Origin of the sequence: Streptomyces sp. NPDC048637 (genome assembly GCF_040650675.1) — a bacterium.
Taxonomy (GTDB): domain Bacteria; phylum Actinomycetota; class Actinomycetes; order Streptomycetales; family Streptomycetaceae; genus Streptomyces.
This window is the reverse complement of the sequence record NZ_JBEZHQ010000017.1, coordinates 13,435-34,291: the sequence shown is the minus strand read 5'-3', so window position 1 is coordinate 34,291 and position 20,857 is coordinate 13,435. Positions and strand designations below refer to the sequence as shown.

Annotated in this window: 21 protein-coding genes; 12 read left to right on the top strand and 9 right to left on the bottom strand. The window is 72.3% G+C overall.

All coding sequences use genetic code 11. From position 1 onward, the window contains the following. The first annotated feature begins 9 nt into the window (after positions 1 to 9). Entirely contained in the window at positions 10 to 759 is a 750-nt protein-coding gene (locus tag AB0C46_RS21540) for a TIGR00730 family Rossman fold protein (protein ID WP_362829562.1), read from the top strand. A 59-nt stretch (positions 760 to 818) separates the two neighbouring features. Here the strand turns inward: AB0C46_RS21540 and folP are convergent, their stop codons facing one another. Then, positions 819 to 1,718, bottom strand: coding sequence for a dihydropteroate synthase (gene folP / locus AB0C46_RS21535; RefSeq protein ID WP_362829561.1), 900 nt, complete (start codon positions 1,716 to 1,718; stop codon positions 819 to 821). Positions 1,719 to 1,810: 92 nt separating this feature from the next. Here folP and AB0C46_RS21530 point away from each other — a divergent pair, with 92 nt between their 5' ends. Both AB0C46_RS21530 and AB0C46_RS21525 read left to right on the top strand, forming a co-directional pair. Then, complete coding sequence (locus AB0C46_RS21530; RefSeq protein WP_362829559.1) at positions 1,811 to 2,260, top strand: DivIVA domain-containing protein; 450 nt, start codon at positions 1,811 to 1,813, stop codon at positions 2,258 to 2,260. Beyond that, complete coding sequence (locus AB0C46_RS21525) at positions 2,257 to 2,862, top strand: DNA-3-methyladenine glycosylase I (protein ID WP_362829558.1); 606 nt, start codon at positions 2,257 to 2,259, stop codon at positions 2,860 to 2,862. The genes AB0C46_RS21530 and AB0C46_RS21525 overlap by 4 nt, the downstream gene beginning before the upstream one ends. 33 nt (positions 2,863 to 2,895) lie before the next feature. On the opposite strand, the gene AB0C46_RS21520 is transcribed toward AB0C46_RS21525, so the two are convergent. Beyond that, on the bottom strand, positions 2,896 to 3,696 hold the full coding sequence (locus AB0C46_RS21520; RefSeq protein WP_362829557.1) for an enoyl-CoA hydratase-related protein: 801 nt from the start codon (positions 3,694 to 3,696) through the stop codon (positions 2,896 to 2,898). Between the two features lie 323 nt (positions 3,697 to 4,019). Here AB0C46_RS21520 and AB0C46_RS21515 point away from each other — a divergent pair, with 323 nt between their 5' ends. Continuing rightward, positions 4,020 to 4,187 carry a DUF3117 domain-containing protein gene (locus AB0C46_RS21515; RefSeq protein WP_006603288.1) on the top strand — a complete coding sequence of 56 codons (168 nt, stop codon included), beginning with the start codon at positions 4,020 to 4,022 and terminating at the stop codon, positions 4,185 to 4,187. Positions 4,188 to 4,323: 136 nt separating this feature from the next. Here the strand turns inward: AB0C46_RS21515 and AB0C46_RS21510 are convergent, their stop codons facing one another. Beyond that, a complete protein-coding gene (locus AB0C46_RS21510) occupies positions 4,324 to 5,007 on the bottom strand; it encodes an O-methyltransferase (protein ID WP_362829556.1) in 684 nt (227 codons plus the stop codon). A gap of 286 nt (positions 5,008 to 5,293) precedes the next feature. Here AB0C46_RS21510 and sigE point away from each other — a divergent pair, with 286 nt between their 5' ends. The 5 genes from sigE (at position 5,294) to AB0C46_RS21485 (ending at position 11,292) form a co-directional block, all read left to right on the top strand. Further along, positions 5,294 to 5,986, top strand: coding sequence for an RNA polymerase sigma factor SigE (sigE, locus tag AB0C46_RS21505; protein ID WP_266439337.1), 693 nt, complete (start codon positions 5,294 to 5,296; stop codon positions 5,984 to 5,986). Further along, positions 5,983 to 6,960, top strand: a complete 978-nt coding sequence (locus AB0C46_RS21500) for a zf-HC2 domain-containing protein (RefSeq protein WP_362829554.1) — start codon at positions 5,983 to 5,985, stop codon at positions 6,958 to 6,960. The genes sigE and AB0C46_RS21500 overlap by 4 nt, the downstream gene beginning before the upstream one ends. A gap of 1,244 nt (positions 6,961 to 8,204) precedes the next feature. Next, complete coding sequence (locus tag AB0C46_RS21495) at positions 8,205 to 9,938, top strand: trypsin-like peptidase domain-containing protein (protein ID WP_362829706.1); 1,734 nt, start codon at positions 8,205 to 8,207, stop codon at positions 9,936 to 9,938. A 116-nt stretch (positions 9,939 to 10,054) separates the two neighbouring features. Next, a complete protein-coding gene (locus AB0C46_RS21490; protein WP_362829552.1) occupies positions 10,055 to 10,534 on the top strand; it encodes a sec-independent translocase in 480 nt (159 codons plus the stop codon). A 119-nt stretch (positions 10,535 to 10,653) separates the two neighbouring features. Continuing rightward, positions 10,654 to 11,292: a hypothetical protein gene (locus tag AB0C46_RS21485; protein ID WP_362829550.1), complete on the top strand. Its 639-nt coding sequence runs from the start codon at positions 10,654 to 10,656 to the stop codon at positions 11,290 to 11,292. 167 nt (positions 11,293 to 11,459) lie between these two features. Here the strand turns inward: AB0C46_RS21485 and AB0C46_RS21480 are convergent, their stop codons facing one another. Genes AB0C46_RS21480 through AB0C46_RS21470 form a run of 3 tightly spaced genes read right to left on the bottom strand, consistent with a single transcriptional unit; the run spans position 11,460 to position 14,568 of the window. Continuing rightward, positions 11,460 to 12,647 carry a P-loop NTPase gene (locus tag AB0C46_RS21480; protein ID WP_362829549.1) on the bottom strand — a complete coding sequence of 396 codons (1,188 nt, stop codon included), beginning with the start codon at positions 12,645 to 12,647 and terminating at the stop codon, positions 11,460 to 11,462. A gap of 42 nt (positions 12,648 to 12,689) precedes the next feature. Further along, positions 12,690 to 13,271, bottom strand: coding sequence for a DUF1003 domain-containing protein (locus tag AB0C46_RS21475; protein WP_362829548.1), 582 nt, complete (start codon positions 13,269 to 13,271; stop codon positions 12,690 to 12,692). Next, positions 13,261 to 14,568, bottom strand: a complete 1,308-nt coding sequence (locus tag AB0C46_RS21470) for a CBS domain-containing protein (protein WP_362829547.1) — start codon at positions 14,566 to 14,568, stop codon at positions 13,261 to 13,263. Before AB0C46_RS21470 ends, AB0C46_RS21475 begins: the two co-directional genes overlap by 11 nt. Positions 14,569 to 14,834: 266 nt before the next feature. On the opposite strand from AB0C46_RS21470, the gene AB0C46_RS21465 reads away from it, so the two are divergent. Next, positions 14,835 to 15,551, top strand: a complete 717-nt coding sequence (locus AB0C46_RS21465; RefSeq protein WP_362829705.1) for a hypothetical protein — start codon at positions 14,835 to 14,837, stop codon at positions 15,549 to 15,551. A gap of 120 nt (positions 15,552 to 15,671) precedes the next feature. On the opposite strand, the gene AB0C46_RS21460 is transcribed toward AB0C46_RS21465, so the two are convergent. Together AB0C46_RS21460 and AB0C46_RS21455 are read right to left on the bottom strand one after the other, a co-directional pair. After that, positions 15,672 to 16,211: a hypothetical protein gene (locus AB0C46_RS21460; RefSeq protein ID WP_362829546.1), complete on the bottom strand. Its 540-nt coding sequence runs from the start codon at positions 16,209 to 16,211 to the stop codon at positions 15,672 to 15,674. Between the two features lie 126 nt (positions 16,212 to 16,337). After that, entirely contained in the window at positions 16,338 to 17,462 is a 1,125-nt protein-coding gene (locus AB0C46_RS21455; protein ID WP_362829545.1) for a magnesium and cobalt transport protein CorA, read from the bottom strand. Between the two features lie 502 nt (positions 17,463 to 17,964). On the opposite strand from AB0C46_RS21455, the gene AB0C46_RS21450 reads away from it, so the two are divergent. Then, complete coding sequence (locus AB0C46_RS21450; RefSeq protein WP_362829544.1) at positions 17,965 to 18,549, top strand: suppressor of fused domain protein; 585 nt, start codon at positions 17,965 to 17,967, stop codon at positions 18,547 to 18,549. Between the two features lie 102 nt (positions 18,550 to 18,651). Here the strand turns inward: AB0C46_RS21450 and AB0C46_RS21445 are convergent, their stop codons facing one another. Continuing rightward, positions 18,652 to 19,911 (bottom strand): MFS transporter, encoded by a 1,260-nt coding sequence (locus AB0C46_RS21445; RefSeq protein WP_362829542.1) that lies wholly within the window; start codon positions 19,909 to 19,911, stop codon positions 18,652 to 18,654. A gap of 250 nt (positions 19,912 to 20,161) precedes the next feature. On the opposite strand from AB0C46_RS21445, the gene AB0C46_RS21440 reads away from it, so the two are divergent. Then, entirely contained in the window at positions 20,162 to 20,800 is a 639-nt protein-coding gene (locus AB0C46_RS21440; protein WP_362829540.1) for a DUF6758 family protein, read from the top strand. Positions 20,801 to 20,857: the final 57 nt, after the last annotated feature.

Below are 20,857 nucleotides of genomic sequence, written 5' to 3'. Positions count from 1 at the left end.
GAGCACGACATGGCCAGTCCCGAGGGCGCACCGGTCCCGGAGGAGCAGCGGCTGGGTCCCGTACTGCGCCGCCAGGAGCAGGTGCAGACCGGCACCACGGACCAGCGGCTGCTGGACTCCGAAGGCCCCTCCGAGTGGGTGCACACCGATCCCTGGCGCGTGATGCGCATCCAGTCGGAGTTCGTCGAGGGCTTCGGCGCGCTGGCCGAGCTGGGCCCGGCCGTCAGCGTCTTCGGCTCGGCCCGTACACCGCGTGACTCCAAGGAGTACGACGCCGGCGTACGGATCGGGCGGGCCCTGGTCGACGCCGGGTTCGCGGTGATCACCGGTGGCGGTCCCGGCGCCATGGAGGCCGTCAACAAGGGCGCCAACGAGGCCGGCGGCACCTCCGTGGGGCTGGGCATCGAGCTGCCCTTCGAGCAGGGTATGAACGACTATGTGAACCTCGGCGTCGACTTCCGGTACTTCTTCGTCCGCAAGACGTGCTTCGTGAAGTACGCCCGGGGGTTCGTGGTGCTCCCCGGCGGCCTCGGCACCCTCGACGAGCTCTTCGAGGCGCTCACCCTCGTCCAGACCCGTAAGGTCACCCGCTTCCCGATCGTGCTGTTCGGGACGGCCTACTGGAGCGGACTGGTCGACTGGCTGCGCGACACTCTCATCGCCCAGGGCAAGGCGTCGATGCACGATCTGGAGCTCTTCCACCTCAGCGACGACGTGGACGAGGCCATCGCGCTGGTGACCAAAGAGGTCGGGATCTGAGGAGGCCGGGATCTGGGGAGGCCGGGATCTAGGGGAGGCACCCCCTGGGCCCGGTGTTTTCAGGCCAGTCCCCGGCGGGCGACCGCCGGGGGCCGGTGGCCGGCGATCGAGGCCACCATGTCCAGCACCTGCCGGGTCTCGGCGACCTCGTGGACGCGGTAGACCTGGGCGCCCAGCCAGGCCGAGACGGCGGTGGTCGCCAGGGTGCCGAGCACCCGTTCCTTGACCGGTTTGTCGAGCGTCTCGCCGACGAAGTCCTTGTTGGAGAGCGAGACCAGCACCGGAAACGGGGTATCCCCTGCTCCGGCGAAGCCGAGAGCTCGGGGAACGGCCTGGGCCATCTCGCCCAGCCGGCGGGTCGCCTCCAGGCTGTGCCGGGTGTTCTTCCCGAAGTCGTGCCCCGGATCGATCATGATCGCCTCCCGCCGGACGCCCAACTCCACGGCCCGCTCCGCCAGTCCGAGCGTCACCCGCAGGATGTCGTCCATGACGTCGTCGTACGTCACCCGGTGCGGCCGGGTACGCGGCTCGGCGCCGCCCGCATGGGTGCACACCAGGCCCACGTCATGGCGCGCGGCGACCTCCGCGAGCCGTGGATCGACGCCGCCCCAGGCGTCGTTGAGCAGATCCGCGCCGGCCTCGCACACCGCCTCGCCGACCTCGTGCCGCCAGGTGTCGACGCTGATCACCACATCGGGGAAGCGCTTGCGGACCTCGGCGACGAACCCGACCGTGCGGCGGGCCTCCTCCTCGGCGCTCACCTCCTCGCCGGGACCGGCCTTGACGCCGCCGATGTCGATGATCGCGGCACCGTCGGCCACCGCCTGTTCCACCCGGGCGAGGGCGGGTTCGTCACGGAACGTGGCGCCCTGGTCGTAGAACGAGTCCGGCGTCCTGTTGACGATCGCCATGATCACCGGATCGTGCGCGCCGAACTCGCGATTCCCCAGCCGCAGCATTCCCTGACTCCCTCTCCGTGGTCCGGGAGCGACCCTAACTGTCACACCCGCATGGCACGATCAGTGCAGGCACATAGTCCGGGGAGTTGGTCGTGTTCTGGTTCTTGCTGATCGCGATGGTCGTGGTGGTGGCCGCGGTCACGCTCGTGGTTGTCGGCGGCGGTGACGGTGGGGGGCTGCGGGATTCCGAGCCGGACCGCCTGCACGACCCGCTGCCGGAGGACCGCCCCGTGACCCGCGCCGACGTGGACGCCGTCCGCCTCCCGGTGACCGTTCGTGGCTATCACATGACCGACGTCGACGACGTCCTGGACCGCCTCGGCGCCGAACTCGCCGAGCGGGACGCCCGGATCGCCGAGCTGGAGTCCGCGCTGGCCGGTGCGCATGCCTCCGCCATGGGCGGCCCGGGGCTGATACAGGACGGTCCGCCCGTGCTCGGGCCGGTGCCGGAGGCGGGGCCCGTCCCCGAGCCCGGCAGCCGGGAATCCGCCGACGCGCCCGAGGCCCCCGGCAGGGCCCCGGAAGGCGAGGAGCGGGCATGAGCGGTGTGGTGAGGGAACCGGACGGCGTCCCGCGCTGCCCGTGGGGGATGGAGTCGGCGCAGATGGCCGACTACCGCGCCTACCACGACACCGAATGGGGCCTGCCGGTCCACGGCGACGACGCCCTCTTCGAGCGGATGAGCCTGGAGGCGTTCCAGTCCGGGCTCTCCTGGATCACGATCCTGCGCCGCCGCACCGGCTTCCGCGCCGCGTTCGCCGGCTTCCGGATCCCGAAGGTGGCGCGGTTCACGGACGCGGACGCGGAGCGGCTGCTCACCGACACCGGCATCATCCGCAACCGCGCCAAGATCGCCGCGACGATCAACAACGCCAAGGTCGCCGCCGAGCTGGCCCCCGGCGAGCTCGACGACCTGATCTGGTCCTACGCCCCCGACCGGGCGGGCCGGCCGGTGCCGCGCACCGTCGGCGATCTCCAGCCGACGACCCCGGAGTCGACGGCGCTCGCCAAGGACCTCAAGAAGCGCGGCTTCCGCTTCGTCGGCCCGACCACCGCCTACGCGATGATGCAGGCGTGCGGCCTGGTCAACGACCATCTGGCGGAGTGCCACGTCCGGGCGGCAGTGGAAGCGGCGGCTGGCTGACCCGGGCCGGCCGGCGGGGCCGGCCAGGGGCGGTCAGCGTCCCAGGAAGACCGGCTTCTCCTTCTTCACGAACGCCTCGACCGCGATCGTGTGGTCCTCCGACGCCCCGGCCCGGCCCTGCAGTTCGTCCTCCTTGCCGAGGGTCTCGACGAGCGAGTGCCCCGCCCCGTAGGCCAGCGACTCCTTGATCGCGGCATACGCGGCGGTCGGGCCCTGGGCCAGCCGGCGGGCGACGGCCGCGGCCGTCTCGGCCAGCTCCTCGGCGGGCACGACCTTGTTGGCGATACCCAGGTCGTAGGCCTCCTGGGCGCTGATGTTGCGCGGGAAGAGCAGCAGATCGGCGGCCCTGCTCTGGCCGATCAGCCGCGGCAGGGTCCACGACATCCCGGAGTCGGCGGTCAGCGCGACGCCCGCGAAGGAGGTGTTGAAGGAGGCGGAGTCGGCGACCACGCGGTAGTCGGCGGCCATCGCGAAGCCCGCGCCGGCGCCCGCGGCCACCCCGTTCACGCCCGCCACCACGGGCTTGGGCATCTCGGTCAGCGCCGTCACGATGGGGTTGTAGTGCTCACGCACGGTGTTCATGGTGTTCCCGGAGCCGGTGGCCCGGTCCTCGGCCAGCAGGCCGATGTGCTCCTTGAGGTCCTGCCCGACGCAGAAGGCGCGCCCGGTGGCGGTCAGCAGAACGGCGCGCACGGCGGGATCGGCGGCGGCCTCCTTGAGGGTGTCCCGCAGCTGGACCTTCGCCTCCATGTTCAGCGCATTCATCGCATCGGGGCGGTTGAGCGTGATCGTCGCAAGTCCGTCGGTCACGTCATAGAGCACGGTGTCGGCCATAGTGGGAGTCCCCTCCGTCGCGGCTCGGACTGCTCGGCAGCGGCAGTCAGCGCTCAGGATGCCGGAGATCATCGGGCATCGGCATGTGACGTACATCAAAGATTGCGGGCGCGCCGGGGGTCGGCGGGTGGCGAAGTATTGCAGCCGGCTCTCCGAATTGAGGGGGTTTGAGGGAGCGCGTTGCCGAAGGGATGCAGCCCGATGTTGGTCATCGGGTCGTTCGATGCGGGATAATGGCCTGGAAGCAATGTGTTCGATGCCGGTGACACGTGCCTATTCGGGCCGTCGGCTGAGATGAGCTGGTTTCAGGAAGGGGAACGAGCATGGCGGCCATGAAGCCGCGGACGGGCGACGGCCCGCTCGAGGTGACCAAGGAGGGGCGGGGCATCGTCATGCGTGTTCCGCTCGAAGGCGGCGGGCGGCTCGTCGTCGAGCTGACCCCCGACGAAGCCAAGGCCCTGGGTGAGGCCCTGGACAAGGTCACCGTCTGACAAGGGCGGCGCAACCGGCGGTTTCCCGGGGCTGTGCCCCGGTATCCCCAGCCGAATAACCCCGGCCCCGGCACGTGGCGCGCAGTAAAAGCGCGCCGCGTGCCGGGGCCGTTTCGTACGCCGGTGCCGGGGTGGGTCAACCGCGCTTGACCGCGCAGAGCAGTCCGTCACCGACCGGCAACAGGGACGGCACGAGTGTCGTGCTCTCTCTTACGGCCCGCAGCAGTTCCCGCAGCCGCAGCACCTCAGCGGGCTGCACCGCCGAATCGACCGTACGGCCGTCCGCGAAGACGCCCTCGAAGCACACCAGGCCGCCGGGGCGCAGCAGCCGCAACGATTCAGCGAGGTACTCCAAGTACTCCATCAGGTCGCCGTCGCAGTACACGAGGTCGTATCCGCCGTCCGCGAGCCGGGGCAGTACGTCCAGGGCGCGGCCGGGGATGAAGCGGGCGCGGTTGCCGGCGAAGCCCGCGGCGCGGAACGCCTGCTTGGCGAACGTCTGCCGCTCGGGTTCGAGGTCCACGGTGGTCAGCACCCCGTCGGGCCGCATGCCGTGCAGGAGATAAATGCCCGACACGCCGGTGCCGGTGCCGATCTCGGCGACCGCCTTGGCGTCCACGGCGGCGGCGAGCAGACGGAGGGCCGCGCCGGTGCCGGTGGTCACCGTGCGGATGCCGGCTTCCCGTGCGCGGTCGCGGGACCAGTGCAGGGCGGCCTCGGCGCTGTCGTCGATGGTCCCGGCGCCGTACGCCTCGGCGAATGCCAAGCTCGTCTGCCGGTTGCCGGTAATGGCCCTCTCCTGTCCCCGTAGTTGACGCAACCGTGACTGTATCCGCTGCGTGCGGGAACCCGCAGATGGGACCGGGCGTTATGAAGGGGTAGCGGGAGGACGGGGGGATGCACCGGTGAAGACCGTGCGAGACGCGAACCACGACGAGAAGCAGGACCAAATGCAGGTCAAAACTGCTTATCCGGAGCTAACGGGCGAGGTGGATATGGTAGGGGCTCTACTGGACACCACCAGAGCCACCAGGGGAGGTGCGGCTGCGGCGGGTGACCGAGGGGTGCTGAGGCGCTTGAAAAGGTCGTTCGCCGAGCCGAAATCCGTGACAAACACTGCTGACCGTTTCCGCCCCCATGGCCCGAAGGGCAGGGGAGGGGCCCCCACTGCCGACTCCGCGACCACCGCGACCTTTGCCGCAGACGCGGATGCGCAGGCGTGGACTCCGCCCAGCTGGGAGGAGATCGTCAGCACCCACAGTGCACGGGTCTACCGCCTCGCCTACCGCCTCACCGGCAATCAACACGACGCCGAAGACCTCACCCAGGAGGTGTTCGTCCGCGTCTTCCGTTCGCTGTCGACGTACACCCCCGGCACCTTCGAGGGCTGGCTGCACCGCATCACGACCAACCTCTTCCTGGACATGGTCCGGCGCCGTCAGCGTATTCGCTTCGACGCGCTCGGTGACGATGCGGCCGAGCGGCTCCCGAGCCGCGAGCCCTCCCCGCAGCAGCATTTCAACGACACCCACTTCGACGCCGATGTGCAGCAGGCGCTGGACACCCTGGCACCCGAGTTCCGTGCCGCGGTCGTCCTGTGCGACATCGAGGGCCTGTCCTACGAGGAGATCGCCGCGACCCTCGGCGTCAAGCTCGGCACGGTCCGCAGCCGGATCCACCGTGGCCGCTCCCATCTGCGCAAGTCCCTCAAGCACCGTGCCCCGGCCACCCGCGCCGAAGAGCGCGAGCAGCGGCGCTCGCTGGCAGTGGTGCCCTCTCAGGAGGTCGGAATCGCGTGAGCGGCAGCGGCGGTCCGTCCCCCGCCGAGCAACATCTCGGCGACCGCCTTGCGGCCCTGGTCGACGGCGAGTTGGGGCATGACGCGCGCGAGCGGGTGCTCGCGCATCTTGCGACCTGCGGTAAATGCAAGGCAGAGGCCGATGCTCAGCGTCGGCTGAAAAACGTATTCGCCCAGACGGCACCCCCCGGTCCCTCCGAGGGCCTGCTGGCGCGACTGCAGCAGCTGCCCGGCGGTGACCCCGAGGGCCCCGGCAGCCGGCTCGGCAGCGGCGGCCTCGGACGCAGCGACTTCGCCCGAGGGCGCGGTGACTTCACCCGAGGTGGCGGCGCGTTCCGCTATATGCCCTCCGGCGACCACTCCGGCCATGCCATGGCGGCACTCCCCGTCCAGCCCCGCGCCCGCGGCTTCCGGGTGCCCGAGACCGACCGCCCCGCACAGCGGCGCCGGTTTGCCTTCGCGGCGGCCGGTGCGGTCTCCCTCGCGGCCTTTGCGCTGGGGGGCGCCCTCCCGCTGGAAGCGGCCGTCGATCTGCCCGGCGGACGCGTCGACGGCGGCGGCACGGCCGTCACCCCGCTCAGCGCCACCCCGGCTGCCGACAGCGGTTCCCTGCTCCGCGGCGCGGAGTTCGCCGCCGAGAACTCCCGGTCCGGCGGCCGGCAGCCGTCCGGCGGTCCCACCATGGCCCCGGCCCCCAGCGCCATGGCCCTGTACGGCCCTGGTACGGCGCCCGCCCCTTATGCGTCGGCATCGGCACCGTCCGCACCGGCCGGGCGGTTCGGTCTCTCGCCGCTGATAGCCCCGACCGGTCCGGCCTCGGCGTATCACCTCGCGCCCCTGACAGCCGCGACCGGCAACACCCCGGTGCGGAAGAACCCGCCGGCGCTCCCACCGCTGGAGCCCAAGCGTCCGCTGATCGGCTCCGCTGCCGCAGTGGGCCCCGCCGCCGAAGGCGGAGCCACCGCCCGGCGCTGACCGTCCCCTGCGCGGCCCCACGCGGAACTGGTTGAATCCCTGTGGGGCGGCGCACCCCTGACCGGGCGCGTCCGCGAGGTGGTGGTGGCCCGCGCACGACGCGGGCGAAGTCTGGGGAGAGCATGGACGACGGTAAGGCCGCCGGGCCGAAGCTGAAGTGGTGGAGCCGTCCGGGGGGTGCCCCGGGCACAGAACCGTCCGCCGAGGCCGGCCCGCAGACGGTGCCGTCCGCCGGCAGCCCGGCGGACGGGACGCGCACCGAGGGATCCGGCACGACCGATGTGCGGAGCGCCGAGGACTGGCTCGTGTGTCCGCCGGAGCGGGCGGAAGCACCGGGCGGGACGACGGCCTCGCCGGCCGGGTCCGGGCCGGCCGGTGTCACGGTGGCCGACGCGTCCGGGGCGGCCGGTGCCGCGATGGCCGAAGCGTCCGGTCTGGCGAAGGAGTCGACCGCCCGGCCGTCCCACGCGCCGGGCACGTCCTCCGGGCAGCAGCCGGAGGACTGGACGGTGCGTCCGCCGGAGCCGCGGAACGGCTCGGTGACGCCCGAGCGGTCCGTCGAGGCGGCCGAAGGGACCGGGATCGCCGATGAGTTGACGGTGGTGCAGGGTGCCGCAGCCGTGGACGGACCACACCGTGAGACTGCCGGGGTGGTGGGCGGACCGCACGGTGAGACTGCTGGAGCGGTGGACGGACCGGGCGGTGAGACTGCCGGAGCGGTGGGCGTCCCACACCAGGAGACCTCCGGAGCCGTGAGCGGCCAGGCCGCCGGTGTGCGCTCGGCCCCGGCAACCATGACGCTCGGTCAGGTGCGCGGTGACACGCGGGACGAGGCCACGCCGACCGCCCAGACCCCGGACGCCTCGGCTACGGCGGCCACCCCGGCTACGGCGGCCGCCCCGGCTACGACGGCCACCCCGGCCACCCCGGCCACGACGGCCGCCCCGGACGCCTCGGCCATCCCGGCCGCCCCGGTCACGGCGGCCACCCCGGCTCCGACTGCCATCCCGGCCGCCCCGGACGCCTCGGCCACGACCGCCACCCCGGCCACGACCGCCACACCCGCCACCCCGCCCGCCCCCGCACCCGAAGCCGCTCCGGTTCCGCCCGTGGTGCCCGCGTCGGCCGAGGCTCCGGGTGCGGCGCCGCGGCGGCAGCAGCCGCTGCACGCCGAGGATCCGTATGGCACCCCGCCCTACGGCGGCCCCGGGCCATGGGCGCCCGCGCCGCCCGTACAGCGGCCGATGGCGACCCCCGCACAGGGCACGGTGCTTCCGCCGCAGCCCGGACCGCTGCCCCCGTACGGCGCCCCGGCCGCCCCGCAGCCCGCGATGCCGGCCGCGCCCTACCCGGGCCCGCCGCAGTCACCGCCGCCCGCAGCGCCGCCCGGCACGGCCGCCGAGGAGCGCTCGACGCAGGCACCGGGCGCCGATCAGCCGCACCCGGCCGGCGCGGCCGACACCGCCCATCCCCGGCCCGCCACCGAACCGGCCGCACCCCACCGGCCGGGACTCCAGAAGCCCGCCGCCCCGCAGCCCGCCCCCGGACCGGCCGCGGCCCCCCGGCCCACCGGCTTGCCGAGCACCCCCCTGGACCCCGCGGCCGGGCCGGGCGCCGGACCCGACACCTCACAGGAGGGCGCGGACGGCGCCTTCGTCCCCCACCCCGGCGACGGCGGCCCCCGCCCCGCCTCGGCGACCGCGCCCTACGCGGCCGGGCCGCCCCCGGGCACCGCCGGGCCCGGCGCCCCCGGCCCGGCCGCCGCCCCCGGGCACGCCCCCGCCCCCCACGGCGCCTGGCAGCAGTACGACCCCTGGAGCGCGCCGCTGCCGGGCGGCCCCGTCGCACCGCCGCCCGGCCGGCGCGGCCGGCGCGGGCCGCTGGTGGCCGGAGCGGTGGCACTCGCCCTGCTCGCGGGCGGCGTCGGCGGCGGCATCGGCGCCTATGTCGAGCGCTACGGCGGCATCAGCGACATCAAGCTTCCGCAGTCCGCGGCCGAGGAGGGGGACCGCAAGCCCGACAGCGTCGCCGGGATCGCGCAGACCGCGCTGCCCGGGGTGGTCACGCTCCACGTACGGGGCAGCGCCGAACAGGGGACGGGCACCGGCTTCGTCCTCGACCACCAAGGGCACATCCTCACCAACAACCATGTCGTCGAACCGGCCGGCAGCGGCGGCGAGATCTCGGTGACCTTCAGCGGCGGCCAGACGGCCAAGGCCAAGGTCGTCGGCCGGGACGGCGGCTATGACCTCGCCGTCGTCCAGGTGGAAGGCGTCGCGGGCCTGCGGCCGCTCACGCTCGGCAACTCCGACTCGGTGCGGGTCGGCGACCCGGTGGTGGCGATCGGCGCACCGTTCGACCTCGCCAACACCGTCACGGCCGGGATCATCAGCGCCAAGCAGCGCCCGATCACCGCGGGCGGCCAGAAGGGCGACGGCAGCGATGTGTCGTACGTGGACGCGCTGCAGACCGACGCCCCCATCAACCCGGGCAACTCCGGCGGCCCGCTGGTGGACGCCAAGGCGCGGGTGATCGGCATCAACAGCGCCATCCGCGCGGCCGACAACGGCAGCGGCCTGGATGGCGGCGGCAGCCAGGGCGGCAGCATAGGGCTGGGCTTTGCCATACCCATCAACCAGGCCAAGCGGGTGGCCGAGGAGCTGATCAACACCGGCCGGGCGACACACCCGGTGATCGGCGTCACGTTGGAGATGGAGTACGCCGGCGACGGGGCGCGGGTCAGCGGGCGCAGCAAGGACGGCAAGCAGCCGGTCACCCCGGGCGGCCCCGGCGCCAAGGCCGGGATCAAGGCCGGCGATGTGATCACCAAGGTGGACGGTGCCCCGGTGCACGGCGGTGAGGAGCTGATCGTCAAGATCCGCAGCCACCGACCCGGCGACACGCTGGTGCTGACCCTCCAAAGGGGCGGCAAGGAGAAGTCCGTACGGCTCAGCCTGGGATCCTCCAGTACGGGCTGATCGTTTGCATGGTGTTGGTACGGGCGACTCCCGCCCGACGTACGGGGCCAGGTACCGTGATAGTCGGCCTGGCCCCTAGGCCACCGAAGGCCGCGGATAACCCAAGGAGCTGCAAGGTGTTCTTCGACATAGGACCCCTCGAGCTGGTGGCGCTCGTGATCCTTGCCGTGCTCATCTTCGGTCCGGACAAGCTCCCCAAGGTCATCCAGGACGTCATGTCCTTCGTCCGCAAGGTCCGGGCGTTCTCGGACAGCGCCAAGGAAGACATCCGCAGTGAGCTGGGGCCGGAGTTCAAGGACTTCGAGTTCGAGGACCTCAAGCCCAAGAACTTCGTGCGCAAGCACGTCCTGGAGAAGGACGAGTACGGCCTCAAGGACCTTCAGGAGATCCGTAACGGCTTCGACCTGAAGAAGGAGATGGCCGAGGTCACCGACGCCGTCCACGGCCACGACAGCGCCTCCTCCGCCGCGCCCTCGAACGGCTCGGGCCCGAGCCTGTCCAAGGAGTCCCCGGACGCCTCAGCCGGGCGCCCCGACCTGGTCAAGAGGACCGCTCAGCCGGACGAGCGTCCGCCGTTCGACGCCGACGCCACCTGACACACACCGGTATGACTGTCTGCGTGGACGCCTATGGCTATGCTCCGGGTGTCCGGGGTTCGGTCGCCTGAGGGGGGCGGGCCGCCCACGACGCAGGGCAACAAGGAGGCTCCGCGCAGATGGAGACGACCAGTCCGTCAGCGAGACATGAGGCCGGCGCCGGCCGGAAGGTCGACGGCTATCTGCTGGCCGCGTTCCCGTGGTACGGCCTCGACGAGGCGTTCACCGGCCCGCGCTGGCTGATGCAGGTCGGCGCGGCCGCGGACGGCACCGTCGAGCACGGCGCCACCGGGCACGGTGAGGAGCCCACCATCAAGGTGGAACCGCCGCAGGACGAGCGGTTCGCGGTCGTGGTGACGGTCGCCAGCCGCCCCGTGCGGCGCAGCGGTGACGGGACCGGCGTCCTGGAGGCGACCTCGGTCTCGACGGCCGCCTGGCTCGCCGGGTCGGGGCTGCTCGCGCAGACCTGGCCGACCCAGATTGACCGGACGCTGCGCCAGGACTGGCTGGACCAGCAGACGATGCTCGCCTGGGAGCTGGCCGACGACCTCGGCGGCGGGAGCTGGAGCGAGCTGATGCTGCCGGTGGACGGGGTGCCCACATCCTTCGCCTACCGCGAGTCCGAGTACGGCTGGGTGCTGGCCGGCTCGGCGAGCGAGGGTTCCGAGGACGTGCACATCGGCGCCTACGGGCGCGGGATGAGCGCGTACGGGCTGGGCTTCTCGGTGATCAAGGACCTGTCCGCGTACGAGGGCTGACCAGCCACGCACGAGGGCTTGTCGGAGGGCCGGACGGCCCGGCGCCGGACGGCCCGGTGCAACAGCGAGAGGGGCGGCCCCGTGTGGGCCCGCCCCTTTCCGCGTCATCCGCGTCATCCGCGTGCCAGGTGCTGCGCCCTGTGCGGTCGCAGCACCTGTCGCCGTCTTCAGAACTTGTTGCGCGGGGTGATTCCCAGCGACATACCGGACAGACCCCGCTGCCGGTCGCCCAGCTTGCCCGCGATCGACCGGATCGCCGAGCCGGCGGGGGAGTCGGGGTCGGTCAGCACGACCGGCTTGCCCTCGTCGCCGCCCTCGCGCAGCCGGACATCGATCGGGATGGCGCCGAGCACCGGCACCTGCGTGCCCGTCGTCCGCGTCAGGCCCTCGGCGACCCGCTCGCCGCCGCCGGTGCCGAAGACATCGACCATTTCGTCGCAGTGCGGGCAGGGCAGCCCGGACATGTTCTCGACCACGCCGACGATCTTCTGGTGGGTCTGCACGGCGATCGAACCGGCCCGCTCGGCGACCTCGGCGGCGGCCTGCTGCGGGGTGGTGACCACCAGGATCTCGGCGTTCGGCACCAGCTGCGCCACCGAGATCGCGATATCGCCGGTGCCCGGGGGCAGGTCCAGCAGCAGAACGTCCAGATCGCCCCAGTAGACGTCGGCGAGGAACTGCTGCAGCGCGCGGTGCAGCATCGGGCCGCGCCAGACGACGGGGGCGTTGCCCGGGGTGAACATGCCGATCGAGATGACCTTCACGCCGTTCGCCGACGGCGGCATGATCATGTTCTCGACCTGAGTGGGCTTGCCGTCGACACCGAGCATCCGGGGCACCGAGTGGCCGTAGATGTCGGCGTCCACGACACCGACCTTCAGGCCGTCCGCCGCCATCGCCGCGGCGAGGTTGACCGTCACCGACGACTTGCCGACGCCGCCCTTGCCGGAGGCGACCGCGTAGACCCGGGTCAGCGAACCGGGCTGGGCGAAGGGCACCTCACGCTCCGCGGTGCCGCCGCGCAGCGAGGTCGCCAGTTCCTTGCGCTGCTCGTCGCTCATCACATCGAGCTCGACGGCGACGCTGGTGACGCCGTCGACCTGCGCGACGGCGTCGCGCACGCTGTTCGTGATCGTCTCGCGCATCGGGCAGCCGGAGACGGTGAGATAGACCACGACCGCCACCGCGCCGTCCGCCGCGATGTCCACCGATTTGACCATCCCCAGCTCGGTGATGGGGCGGTGGATCTCGGGGTCGTTGACCGTCGCGAGCGCTGCGCGGACCGCGTCCTCGCTCGGAACGGCGCCTGATGGGGGTACCACCCGGACGGAGTCTGGGGGAGTGTCGGTAGCCATGTCCCGATGGTACGGCGCGTGAGGGTGCCTCCGGAAAGCCCGTCAGCGGTCGCGTTCATCACTCTCGGCGTCAGCGGGCTGCCGCAGCTCCAGATCCCTGAGCATGTCCTGGAGCTCGGAGCGGATCCAGTCGCGGGTGGCGACCTCGCCGAGACCCAGCCGCAGTGCCGCGATCTCCCGGGTCAGATACTCGGTGTCGGCGATGGAGCGCTCGTTCTGCTTGCGGTCCTGCTCGTGGGTGACCCGGTCGCGGTCGTCCTGGCGGTTCTGCGCCAGCAGGATCAGCGGCGCGGCGTAGGACGCCTGGAGTGACAGTGCCAGCGTCAGAAAGATGAACGGGTACTCGTCGAACCGCACGCTGCTGGGCGCGGTGGTGTTCCAGATGACCCACAGAATGATGGTGACCGTCATCCAGACGATGAAGCGGCCGGTCCCCAGGAAGCGGGCGATCTTCTCCGAGAGCCGTCCGAAGGCCTCCGGGTCGTACTCGGGCAGGAACGTACGGCGGGGCGCCCGCGGCTGGTCGAGGCGGACCCGCGGGCGGTCCGGGGCGCCCCGGCGCAGCGCGGAGGCGCCGTTCGCCCGCGGCCGTTCCCTGCCGCCGTCCCGTTCCTCAGCGCCCATGCGCGGCCTTCCCGAGGCTGCCGTTGCCGGTCAGACCGGCCGCCGCGGTGCCGTGCAGCCCGTCCTCCCGCCAGTCGTCCGGCAGCAGATGGTCCAGCACGTCGTCGACCGTGACCGCGCCCAGAAGGGCCCCGCTCTCGTCCACGACCGGCGCGGCGACCATGTTGTACGCGGCCAGATAGCTGGTCACCTCCGGCAGCGGGGTGCCCGGCGGCAGGGCGGGCAGATCGGTGTCGGCGATCGAGCTGACGAGGGTGAACGGCGGGTCGCGCAGCAGCCGTTGGAAGTGCACCAGGCCCAGGTACTTGCCGGTGGGGGTCTCGTCCGGGGGCCGGCAGACATAGACCTGGGCGGCCAGGGCGGGGGAGAGGTCCGGGTCGCGGACCCGGGCCAGCGCGTCCGCGACGGTCGCGTCCGGCCGCAGCACGATCGGCTCGGTGGTCATCAGCCCGCCCGCGGTCCGCTCCTCGTACGACATCAGCCGCCGTACGTCCGCGGCCTCCTCCGGCCGCATCAGCGTCAGCAGCCGCTCCTTCTCCTCCTCCGGCAGCTCGGAGAGCAGATCGGCGGCGTCGTCCGGGTCCATCGCCTCCAGCACGTCGGCGGCCCGCTCGTCCTTCAGCTTGCCGAGGATCTCCACCTGGTCGTCCTCCGGCAGCTCCTCCAGGACGTCGGCGAGCCGGTCGTCGTCGAGCGCCGCGGCGACCTCGGCGCGCCGCTTGGGGGAGAGGTGGTGCAGCACCCCGGCCAGGTCGGCGGGCCGCAGCTGTTCGAAGGTGGCGAGCAGGCTCTCCGCGCCCTGCCCGTGCTCCTCCAGCGAGAAGCCGGTCACCGCCGACCACTCCACGGTCAGCGCCTCGCCCTTGCGGCGCAGCGCCCCGCCCTTCCCCTTCCGGACGAAGACCTTGTCGATCTCCCAGTCGCGGCGGGCCGGCAGCTGGGTGATGCCGATGTCGAGGACGGTGACCTCCTCACCGGTCTCCACCAGCCGCACCCGCCGGTCGAGCAGCTCGCCGAGGACCAGCGTCTCGGTCGCCCGCTGTTCGAAGCGCCGCATGTTGACCACGCCGGTGATCACGATCTGGCCGGAGTCCACGCCGGTCACCCGCGTCATGGGGACGAAGATCCGGCGCCGGCTGATCACCTCGACGACCACGCCGAGCAGCCGCGGCGGGCGGTCGCCGACCCGGAGCAGCGCGACGAGGTCCCGCAGCCGTCCGACCTGGTCGCCGTTGGGGTCGAAAACGGCGCTGCCGGCGAGATGGGAGACGAAGACCCGGGGAGTCACGACTGCCATGCAGAGCGCCGCCCTTCTCCCGTTCGGCCCGAAATAAGGCATTGATCCGGGTTCAGGCTAACGCGCCCGGGTCCGCGCCGCCCCGGTGGAAGAGGCCGTAGGGTGACCGCCACGCACCCGCCGAAGACCCGGCGCTGCCCAGGTACGCTGCCGTACTGCTGTCGAGGTCACCCGCATCAGGAGGCAGAGCCGACGTGAGCGCAATCCCCCCGGGGGCCGGCCCCCGACCCCTGCCCGGAACCCGTCGTACGGGACGGGCTGCGCTCGTGGGGGCGGTCTGCGCGGCACTGACCGTGGCGCTGGCCGGCTGCGGCGAGGAGGCCGACCCGGACGCCGGCACCAATGGCGTGGGCAAGCTGCCGGCCGCGAAGATCGAGTCCAGGGCGCAGGCCGCGGCCCAGCGCGCCGATACGGTGCACCTCTCCGGCAATGTCGTCAGCCAGGGCCGCACCTACAAGCTCGACATGAGCCTGGCGAAGGACGGCGCCAAGGGCGAGCTGACCACGAAGGCGGCCGCCTTCCAGCTGCTGCGGGTCGGCGAGGAGCTCTATCTGAAGGCGGACGCGGCCTTCTGGGCCGGTGAGAAGAGCGGCAGGTCGGGCACGCCCGACCAGGCGGCGGCGAACAAGCTCGGCGGCAAATACGTCAAGGTGCCCGCCAAGGACCCCGTCTACAAGCGCTTCAGCGGCTTCACGGACAAGGACACCCTGCTCGCCGGTCTGCTCGGGCTGCACGGCAAGCTGACCGCCGGTGACCGCGACGACCTCGACGGGGTCCGCACCATCCGGCTCACCGCCGCCGCGGGCTCCGGCGGCACCCTGGACGTCTCGCTGGAGGGCACGCCCTACCCGCTGCGGCTGCAGCGGGCCGGCGGCGCGGGCGTGGTGCGGCTCGCCGACTGGGGCAAGAGCGTGGACCTCAAGGCCCCGCCCAAGGACCAGGTCGTGGACTACGGCACCCGGATCTCCGGCGGAGGCCGGTAACGGGGCACGGCCGCGCGCCGGGCCCGCCAGTCGCACCGGACCGCGCGCCGGGCCCGCCGCCGCACCGGACCGCGCGCCGGCGCGCCCTGGGCCACGGCGCAGGGCCGGACGGCCCGGGGCTCAGCCCTTGCGTCCCCGCCGCAGCAGCTTCGGCAGTGCGGCCGGGACGGGCCGCCGGGTGGTCGCGGAGGTCGCCAGGGGAGGCGCGGCGTGCGACTCCTCCGGCATCCGGCCGGGGCGCTGTGCGGCGTCCCCGGTCGGCTCCAGCCGCAGTACCCGGCACTCGCGCGCCCAGCGCTCCGTGAGGGTGTCCGCGTCCGGTGCGTTGAGCCGCTTGCCCTTGAGCTCGCCGACCGCGGCCCGCCAGGCCTCGCTCTCCGGCGCCAGCTCGACGACCTCGGCCTGCCAGGCGACCAGCCGGCCGCCCTTGTCCTTGCTGCGGACGGTGACCGTCGCCGTCCCGCCGTCGGTCAGCCCGAGGTCGGCCAGCGGCTGCTCGCCGGCGCCGTCCCCGACGAGGCAGGCGGCTCCGTCGAGCCACAGATGCCACAGCGCACGGGACGGGCCCACCGTCCCCCGTACCCAGATGAGGCCGGACTTCTTCGTGGCCTCTTCGATGAGCGCCCGATCCTGCAGGGCCTGCGACACGGTCTCCGTCATACGGCTCAGCCTAATCTCCCCGGCCGTGGGCGACCGGGGCCGCCCAGGCGCTGAGATACGCGGACCCGCAGGCCACACCGGCGGGCGGCACCGGGCGGCGCTGCGGGCGGGTGCCAGGGACCAGGGTCACAGCCATCCGTTGCGCTTGAACCCGCGGTGGATGCCGAAGCAGATGGCGACCGTCGTCAGCAGCACGGCCGGATAGCCGAACTTCCAGTGGAGCTCCGGCATGTAGTCGAAGTTCATGCCGTAGATCCCGGCGATCATCGTGGGCACGGCGAAGATCGCCGCCCATGCCGTGATCTTGCGCATGTCCTCGTTCTGCGCGACGGCGGCCTGCGCGAGGTTGGCCTGCAGGATGGAGTTGAGCAGATCGTCGAAGGACAGCACCTGCTCATTGACCCGCGCCAAGTGGTCGGCGACGTCCCGGAAGTACTTCTGGATGTCGGAGTCCACCAGCCGCATCGGACGCTCGCTCAGCAGCTGCATCGGCCGCAGCAGCGGCGACACCGCCCGCTTGAACTCCAGTACCTCACGCTTGAGTTGGTAGATCCGCCCGGCGTCGCCGCCCTTGGGGGAGCCCTTGCTGCTGACACCCTTGCCGTTCGAGCCGGAGCTGAAGACGTCGATCTCCACCTCGTCGATGTCGTCCTGCACCGCCCCGGCCACCGCCATGTAGCCGTCGACGACCTGGTCGGCGATGGCGTGCAGCACCGCGGACGGCCCCTTGGCCAGCAGCTCCGGGTCGTCCTGCAGCCGGTGCCGCAGCGCGCGCAGCGAGCCCTGGCCGCCGTGCCGCACCGTCACGATGAAGTCCCGGCCGGTGAAGCACATCACCTCGCCGGTCTCCACGACCTCGCTGGTCGCGGTCAGCTCGGTGTGCTCCACGTAGTGGACCGTCTTGAAGACGGTGAACAGGGTCTCGTCGTAGCGCTCCAGCTTGGGCCGCTGGTGGGCGTGCACGGCGTCCTCGACGGCGAGCGGGTGCAGCCCGAACTCCTGGGCGATACCGGCGAATTCGGCCTCGGTCGGCTCATGCAGCCCGATCCAGGCGAAGCCGCCCCCGGCCCGGACACCGGCCATCGCCTCGGCCGGGGTGACGTGCTCGCTCACCCGGCGGCCCTCGCGGTAGACACCGCAGTCGACGATGGCGCTGTTCACACAGGCCGGGGCGGATTCATAGCGGTACGGAGAGTCGTCGCGACGCCGGGACGGACGGACGGCGGCGCGCAGGTCGCGGATCATCGACATGGCAGGCTCCTTCACGGGCCGGCCGTCAGCGCGGGCGCGGGGGGCAACGCTGCCCGGAACGTGGACGTACGAGGCGTCATCGGCCGTACGTCCGCAAAGCGGGCGGCGCTCCGTGCGGGGGCACTGACGGCAGTTCGCAGAAAACACGGAACAAAGAGTCGAAGGCGCTCTTCCGTCATCTACTTCCGGCGCAAAGGTGCTTCCCTGGTTTCACCGCTGAGCGGCGGGGTACGGAAGCTCTCGGATCAGGAGATTCGCTGCGCGAGGGGGATGACAGGAGAACTATCGGTACTGCACGGTCGACTCGGATCCACCGCAGCCCCACCTCCTCCGGCCGGTCCCCGTTGGGGGACGACGTCATTCCCTGACCAGACGGCAAGGCTATCAGCCGCCTGAAGCGTTACGGTGCCGCTTTGCCCGTTCAATACGAAGAACGGGGACGCCGCACAGCAGCTCGACGAGGGGTGACGGCCGGTCGAGTGGCCGGCCGTATGCTCGCGCCATGTCTGACGTTCTTGAGCTGGTCGAGGCCCGGTTGCGGACAACCCTGGGCGAGCCGGATGCGCGCGCCGCCGTCACCTTTCTCGGGACCGACCGTATCGAGGTCCTCCGCTTCGTGGACAGCGGGGTGGTCCGTTACGCCACGCTCGGGATGTCCGCGCAGCCCATGGCCGACCCCACTGCCGTACTCGCGGATCCCCTGCGCGGTCCGCGCGCCGAGCTCGTGCTGTCCGTACGGGGCGGCCGCGCCGACACCGACAAGGCGCTCCGGCCGCTCGCCGTGCTCGCCGCGTCCCCGCAGGTCGAGGGGGTGGTCGTGGCGCCCGGCGCCTCGCTGGACGTGGGGGAACCGCTGTGGCCGGGCGCGGCCTTCACCTCGGTGCTGGTCGCGTCGCCCGGTGGTCTCGTCGAGGACCTCGAACTGGACGAGCCGATGGAGCCGGTCCGTTTTCTGCCGCTGCTGCCGATGACGCCCAATGAGGCGGCCTGGAAGCGGGTGCACGGCGCCGAGGCCCTGGAGAAGCGCTGGCTGGAGCACGGCACGGACCTGCGTGATCCGCTGCGCACGGGCGTGCCGCTCGACTGACCCGCGAGCCGCGGGTACCGGTGCGCCCCGCCGGCCCTCCGGGGAGAGGGCGGACGGGGCGTCAGTTTCCTTGCGGGGGCGGGCGTGGCGGCCCGGTGCGCCTCACCGGGCGAAGGCCGTGACCCCGTCCTCCGTCGCATGCTGCGGCGCCTGCTCCGCGGCCTCGGTGGTCAGCGCCCGGCGCCGGACGGCGACAATGCCGGCGCCGATCACCGCCGCGCCGGCCGCGACCACGAAGGGGAGGTGGACATCGGTCCACTCCTCGATCTTGGGCGCGAGGAACGGCGCGGCCGCCGCCGCGAACCAGCGCACGAAGTTGTAGCCGGCGCTCGCCACCGGGCGCGGCGCGTCCGAGACGCTCAGCGCCAGTTCCGTGAAGACCGTGTTGTTCAGGCCGATGAAGGCGCCGGACAGGACGGTGCAGACGAGGGCGGTGGTGTGGTCGCCGTAGCCCAGCACGATCAGGTCGGCGGCGAGCAGCAGCAGTGCGGCGCACAGCACCTTCAGCGAGCCGAAGCGGTGCTGCAGCCGGGGCGCCACGATCACCGAGAACACCGCGAGCAGCACCCCCCAGGCGAAGAAGGCGCCGCCCGACTTGTAGGGGGACATGTTCAGCACGAACGGAGTGAAGGCCAGCACCGTGAAGAACGCGTAGTTGTAGAAGAACGCGGAGACGGCGGTGGCGGCCAGCCCGCCGTGGCCGAGCGCCTTGACCGGGGCGAGGAGCGAGGTCCGGGCGGCCGGCTTCGGCTGCTCCTTGAGGAAGGCCGTGATGGCGAGGAAACCGACGGCCATCAGGACGGCGGTCCCGAAGAACGGGTACCGCCACTTCATGTCACCGAGGACCGCGCCCAGCAGCGGGCCGCAGGCCATGCCGAGCCCCAGCGCGGACTCGTACAGCAGGATCGCCGCGCTGCTCCCGCCGGCCGCCGCGCCCACGATGACCGCCAGCGACGTGGAGACGAACAGGGCGTTGCCGAGGCCCCAGCCCGCCCGGAAGCCGACCAGTTCGCCGACCGACCCCGACATACCGGAGAGCGCCGCGAAGACCACCACCAGCGCCAGTCCGGCCAGCAGCGTCTTACGGCCGCCGATGCGGCTGGAGACGAAGCCGGTGACCAGCATCGCGACGGCGGTGATCAGGAAGTAGGAGGTGAAGAGGAGGGAGACCTGGCTGTTGGAGGCGTGCAGGCCCCGGGCGATCGAGGGGAGGATCGGGTCGACGAGGCCGATGCCCATGAAGGCGACGACCGAGGCGCCCGCCGTGGCCCAGACGGCCTTCGGCTGGCGGAGCAGGGAGGTGCCGCCCTCCTCGAACGGATCGTCCGCGCCGCCGTGGCCGCCGTTCTTCGTGCCGCTCATGCTGCGGTTCCCCTTCCTGTTGCCGGTTGCGTACCCCTGGTCCGCGGCGGCTCTGTGTGACCGCCGAGATCGTTGACGTTTACACACAATAAGTTAGGCGACCTAAAGAATGCAAGCTGCAACTAGTTCTTCGGCGGGATGGGCCCGCCGGGGGCAGCAGTCAATTGCGCGGCGGCGTAAGTGATTCGGGGCACACCGGTCGGGTGATCGTCCTTGACGCGGCGGCGGGGCTGGAGGACCGTGGGTCCCTATGAGGGGCGAACCCAGTTGCCCGAAGTGCGGAGGCCGGGTAAGGGCGCCCGGTCTCTTCTCCGACACCTGGCAGTGCGCCCTGCACGGCACCGTGCATCCGCTCCAGCCGGTCGTCCCGCCGAGCGTCGAGGCGCTCGGCGTTGTCGTGCACCGCGCACAGGTGCCCGTATGGATGCCCTGGCCGCTGCCGGTCGGCTGGCTGTTCACCGGGGTGGCCTGTGCGGGCGACGACCGCAGCGGCGGCCGGGCGACCGCGGTGGCCTGCACGGGTCCCGGACCGCTCGGCGGCCCCGGCGAACTGCTGCTGATCGCCGAGGAGCTGGGCGTCGGACTCGGCGCGCGCTACGCCGGCATCGACGGCCCCGACCCCGGCCGCCACATCTGCGTTGACAAGCACCCGCACGCCAAGGTGCTCGCCGCCGGCCGCCCGACCCCGCTGTGGCACGTCGACGACGCGCCCCCGGACCGCGCGGTCTTCGCGGGCGAGGCGCGCGGACTGTGGATCTGGGCGATCGCCTGGCCCGAGCAGTCCGGCCTGATGATGTACGACGAGCTGGTGCTGACCGATCTGCGCGAGGCCGGCGCCGAGGTGGATCTGCTGCCGTGCGGGGCGCTGTCGCCGCGGATTCTGAGCTGACCGCTGACCGCTGACCGCTGACCGCTGACCGCTGACCGCTGACCGCTGACCGCTGAC

Bases quoted from the DNA above. Each gene is read 5' to 3' on its own strand.
- AB0C46_RS21540 (WP_362829562.1), top strand. From the start codon at position 10: ATGGCCAGTCCCGAGGGCGCACCGGTCCCGGAGGAGCAGCGGCTGGGT.
- folP (WP_362829561.1), bottom strand. From the start codon at position 1,718: ATGCTGCGGCTGGGGAATCGCGAGTTCGGCGCGCACGATCCGGTGATC.
- AB0C46_RS21525 (WP_362829558.1), top strand. From the start codon at position 2,257: ATGAGCGGTGTGGTGAGGGAACCGGACGGCGTCCCGCGCTGCCCGTGG.
- AB0C46_RS21520 (WP_362829557.1), bottom strand. From the start codon at position 3,696: ATGGCCGACACCGTGCTCTATGACGTGACCGACGGACTTGCGACGATC.
- AB0C46_RS21515 (WP_006603288.1), top strand. From the start codon at position 4,020: ATGGCGGCCATGAAGCCGCGGACGGGCGACGGCCCGCTCGAGGTGACC.
- AB0C46_RS21495 (WP_362829706.1), top strand. From the start codon at position 8,205: ATGGCGACCCCCGCACAGGGCACGGTGCTTCCGCCGCAGCCCGGACCG.
- AB0C46_RS21485 (WP_362829550.1), top strand. From the start codon at position 10,654: ATGGAGACGACCAGTCCGTCAGCGAGACATGAGGCCGGCGCCGGCCGG.
- AB0C46_RS21480 (WP_362829549.1), bottom strand. From the start codon at position 12,647: ATGGCTACCGACACTCCCCCAGACTCCGTCCGGGTGGTACCCCCATCA.
- AB0C46_RS21475 (WP_362829548.1), bottom strand. From the start codon at position 13,271: ATGGGCGCTGAGGAACGGGACGGCGGCAGGGAACGGCCGCGGGCGAAC.
- AB0C46_RS21470 (WP_362829547.1), bottom strand. From the start codon at position 14,568: ATGGCAGTCGTGACTCCCCGGGTCTTCGTCTCCCATCTCGCCGGCAGC.
- AB0C46_RS21460 (WP_362829546.1), bottom strand. From the start codon at position 16,211: ATGACGGAGACCGTGTCGCAGGCCCTGCAGGATCGGGCGCTCATCGAA.
- AB0C46_RS21455 (WP_362829545.1), bottom strand. From the start codon at position 17,462: ATGTCGATGATCCGCGACCTGCGCGCCGCCGTCCGTCCGTCCCGGCGT.
- AB0C46_RS21450 (WP_362829544.1), top strand. From the start codon at position 17,965: ATGTCTGACGTTCTTGAGCTGGTCGAGGCCCGGTTGCGGACAACCCTG.
- AB0C46_RS21445 (WP_362829542.1), bottom strand. From the start codon at position 19,911: ATGAGCGGCACGAAGAACGGCGGCCACGGCGGCGCGGACGATCCGTTC.
- AB0C46_RS21440 (WP_362829540.1), top strand. From the start codon at position 20,162: ATGAGGGGCGAACCCAGTTGCCCGAAGTGCGGAGGCCGGGTAAGGGCG.